Below are 3,145 nucleotides of genomic sequence, written 5' to 3'. Positions count from 1 at the left end.
TTTTTGGTGATTGTTGGTGATTGCGGGTTTGGGGTGGGGGTGTTAATTTTTTTGGTTTTCTGTGGGGGGGCACCAAATTGGTGGTTTTACATGGGTTTTTTGTGTTGGGTGCGGGGGTTGTGGGGGAAATCACGGTTGGTGGGGTGGGCTGCAACAACTTGCCACCAAATGGCGGCACATTGCGTGTCGTGACAAGGATTGACAGGCAGGGGTGCTGAAGGGGCGGTTCGGCGTGCGTACTGGTGGGGCGGACGGGGTGCTCCGGGTGGTGCGGCCGCCGATTCTGCGCGTCCGGCCGACGCCCCGTATGTGCATGGCAAAGGCGTGGTAACCGGTGCGGCTCATCGTGATTCGACGATGTCGGAAGGGGTGGGCCACCCGGTCCCGGCGCCCGGGTGTCGACGATCACGAGGTCTGAAAACTTACTTCTGATGGGAATACCACGAACGGCCCAGGGTGTGCCACACTGAACGTGCCGTTAAATAACGGTACATAGAACGGGTTGAGCCGCTTCCAGTCAGAGGTGGCACGAAGGACGGAAGAACAATGGCCGACAATGCACATTCGAACACCCGCCGGATCCTTACCGGGCTGCTCGCCGCCGGTGCGATCGCGATCGTCCCGGTCGCGGCGATGCCCGCCGTCGCCGATGCCGCGCCGGGGCAGGGTGGCAGCCGCGGTGGCAGCCACGACTCGTCGTCGTCGGACCGTGGCAACAGCGGCCGGACCAGCAATTCGGGCTACAACCGTGGCCGGGACAACCAGCTGCGCTGGGGCGGCGAGCGCGCGCGCGACAACAACGCGTCGCAGCGCAACGGTCGCACCCACGGCGACAGCGACTGGTTCGTCTGCCGCGCACACGCCACATCGTGCGGCCAGCAGTAATCGAATCCGACGGCGGGAAGACGGGTCCGGCGGCCGGGTCGCCGGGCCAGACACCTCGGGGTGAATCGGGAACCGGCAGTATCGCCGGTGACGACATCTCGCGGGGTGGGACGGTCCCGGCGGTGCCGGACCGATGCACCATTCGGGGGAGAGTGCCGGTTTCCTCACAGGGACCTAACAGCCTCGCCGGGCAGGATGGGCGGCGTGCGGGTTCTGGTGGTCGAGGACGAGCGGTTGCTGGCCGATGCGATCGGCGCGGGGCTGCGGCGCTACGCGATGGCGGTGGACGTCGTCTACGACGGTGGCGCGGCGCTGGAACGTGTGGGGGTCAACGATTACGACGTGGTGGTCCTGGACCGGGACCTGCCGGTGCTGGGCGGGGACGAGGTGTGCACCGAGGTGGTGCGCACCGGCGGTGAGACGCGAATTCTGATGCTGACGGCGGCGACCGCCGTGCCCGATCGGGTGGCGGGCCTCGGGCTGGGCGCCGACGACTATCTGACCAAGCCGTTCGCCTTCGCCGAACTGGTGGCGCGGGTGCAGGCGCTCGGGCGGCGGGCGCGCCCGGCGACGCCTCCGGTGCTGGAGCGCTCCGGCGTCCGATTGGATCTGCACCGGCGCGCGGTCACCCGCGAGGATGCGCCGGTGATGTTGTCGCGCAAGGAATTCGCCGTTCTGGCAGAGTTGCTGCGGGCGGACGGGGGAGTGGTGTCGGCCGAGCAGCTGCTGGAGAAGGCATGGGACGAGAACATCGATCCGTTCACCGGGGTGGTCCGCTACACGATCATGATGCTGCGCCGGAAACTGGGCGATCCCGACCCGATCGCGACCGAGCCCGGCGTGGGCTATCGCCTGCGGTGAAACGCCTGATGCGGCCGACGATCCGGCTGCGGCTGACCCTGCTGTACGCGGGAGCCTTCTTCCTCGCCGGTGCCGTGCTGGTCGGGGTGCTGTACTTCTCGCTGGAGCAGTGGCTCGGGCGCCGACCGGGCGCGCAGTTCATCGTGCGCGAGTATCTTGACGAGCCGCAGTTCCGGGTCCGGATGGGCGCCGCCGACGAGCTGGCCTCCGCGGTGGCCGCGCAGGCCGAGGCCGACCGGCGCGCCACGCTGCACGCCATGCTGGCGTGGTCGCTCGCGGCGCTGGCCGCCGTCGGCGTGGTGGCCACCGGATTCGGGTGGTTGCTCGCCGGGCGGGTGCTGTCGCCGCTGCAGCAGATCACCGCGACCGTCCGGCGGGTGGCCGACGACAGCCTGCACGAGCGCATCGCGCTCGCGGGCCCGCACGACGAAATCACCGACCTCGCAGACACTTTCGACGCCATGCTGGAGCGCCTGGACCGCGCCTTCGACAGCCAGCGCCGCTTCGTCGCCAATGCCTCGCACGAACTCCGGACCCCGTTGACGATCAATCGGACCCTGCTCGAGGTCGCGCTCGATCGGCCCGACCCGCCGGAATCGATGCGACAGCTCGGCGCGACGCTGCTGGAGGTGAATCGGCGCCACGAACGCCTCATCGACGGGCTGCTGGTGCTGGCGAGCAGCGAACAGCGGCTGACCGAGCAGCGCCGCGCCGACCTCGCCGAGATCGTCCGCCACGTCCAGGCCATCTCCCTGCCGACGCCGAAGGTGGCCGGGGTGGACGTGCGCACCGACCTGAAACCGGCGCCGGTCGTCGGCGATCCGGTGCTGCTGGAACGGTTGGCGCACAACCTGATCGACAATGCCGTCCGCTACAACCACGAGGGCGGCTGGGTCGTCGTGCGCACCGAGAGCGCGGGCGGCCGCTGCCGGATCGTGGTCGAGAACACCGGCCCGGAGGTCCCCGAATACGACATCGACGGGCTGTTCGAGCCGTTCCGCCGCCTCACGACCACCACCCGTCGCGCCGACAGCTCACTCTCGCGCGGCGCCGGGCTGGGATTGTCGATCGTGCGCTCGGTCGCCCACGCCCACGGCGGTGCCGTGACGGCGGCGGCGCGGCCCGGAGGCGGTCTGCGGGTCATCGTCGATCTGCCCACTGCGGCAACCGGATCCGGAGTATCGCCGACCGGCGTTCTCGCGCAACAGCACTGACCGCGCGGGCGGGGTGGTGCGATGGCGGTGCACAGCGTCCCCAACACCGTCGCCGCGACGCCGCGTTCGGAAGTGGGGGGGGGCGCCCACACCACACCCCGCGCCCCCCCCGAGGGCCCCAGGGGGGGCCGCCGCGCCGGGCACGCGGCCCCCCCCCCAAGCCCCCCCGCGAAGACCGAACCGGG

Annotated in this window: 3 protein-coding genes; all 3 read left to right on the top strand. The window is 69.9% G+C overall.

What is annotated here, in order from left to right; genetic code table 11:
* Positions 1–546: 546 nt before the first annotated feature.
* The 3 genes from QH290_RS02375 to QH290_RS02365 all read left to right on the top strand — a co-directional run bounded on the left by QH290_RS02375 (position 547) and on the right by QH290_RS02365 (position 2,960).
* Entirely contained in the window at positions 547–885 is a 339-nt protein-coding gene (locus QH290_RS02375) for a hypothetical protein (RefSeq protein WP_280265955.1), read from the top strand.
* A 204-nt stretch (positions 886–1,089) separates the two neighbouring features.
* Positions 1,090–1,746: a response regulator transcription factor gene (locus QH290_RS02370; RefSeq protein ID WP_280265954.1), complete on the top strand. Its 657-nt coding sequence runs from the start codon at positions 1,090–1,092 to the stop codon at positions 1,744–1,746.
* 8 nt (positions 1,747–1,754) lie between these two features.
* A complete protein-coding gene (locus QH290_RS02365) occupies positions 1,755–2,960 on the top strand; it encodes a sensor histidine kinase (protein ID WP_280381840.1) in 1,206 nt (401 codons plus the stop codon).
* Positions 2,961–3,145: the final 185 nt, after the last annotated feature.

The sequence above is a fragment of the Nocardia wallacei genome (genome assembly GCF_029869545.1).
GTDB lineage: Bacteria > Actinomycetota > Actinomycetes > Mycobacteriales > Mycobacteriaceae > Nocardia > Nocardia wallacei_A.
The sequence above is the reverse complement of the archived record's forward strand: the minus strand, read 5'-3'. Positions and strand labels throughout refer to the sequence as shown.

Excerpts from the sequence above, each read along its gene's own strand:
- QH290_RS02375 (WP_280265955.1), top strand. The coding sequence starts at position 547 with ATGGCCGACAATGCACATTCGAACACCCGCCGGATCCTTACCGGGCTG.
- QH290_RS02365 (WP_280381840.1), top strand. The coding sequence starts at position 1,755 with ATGCGGCCGACGATCCGGCTGCGGCTGACCCTGCTGTACGCGGGAGCC.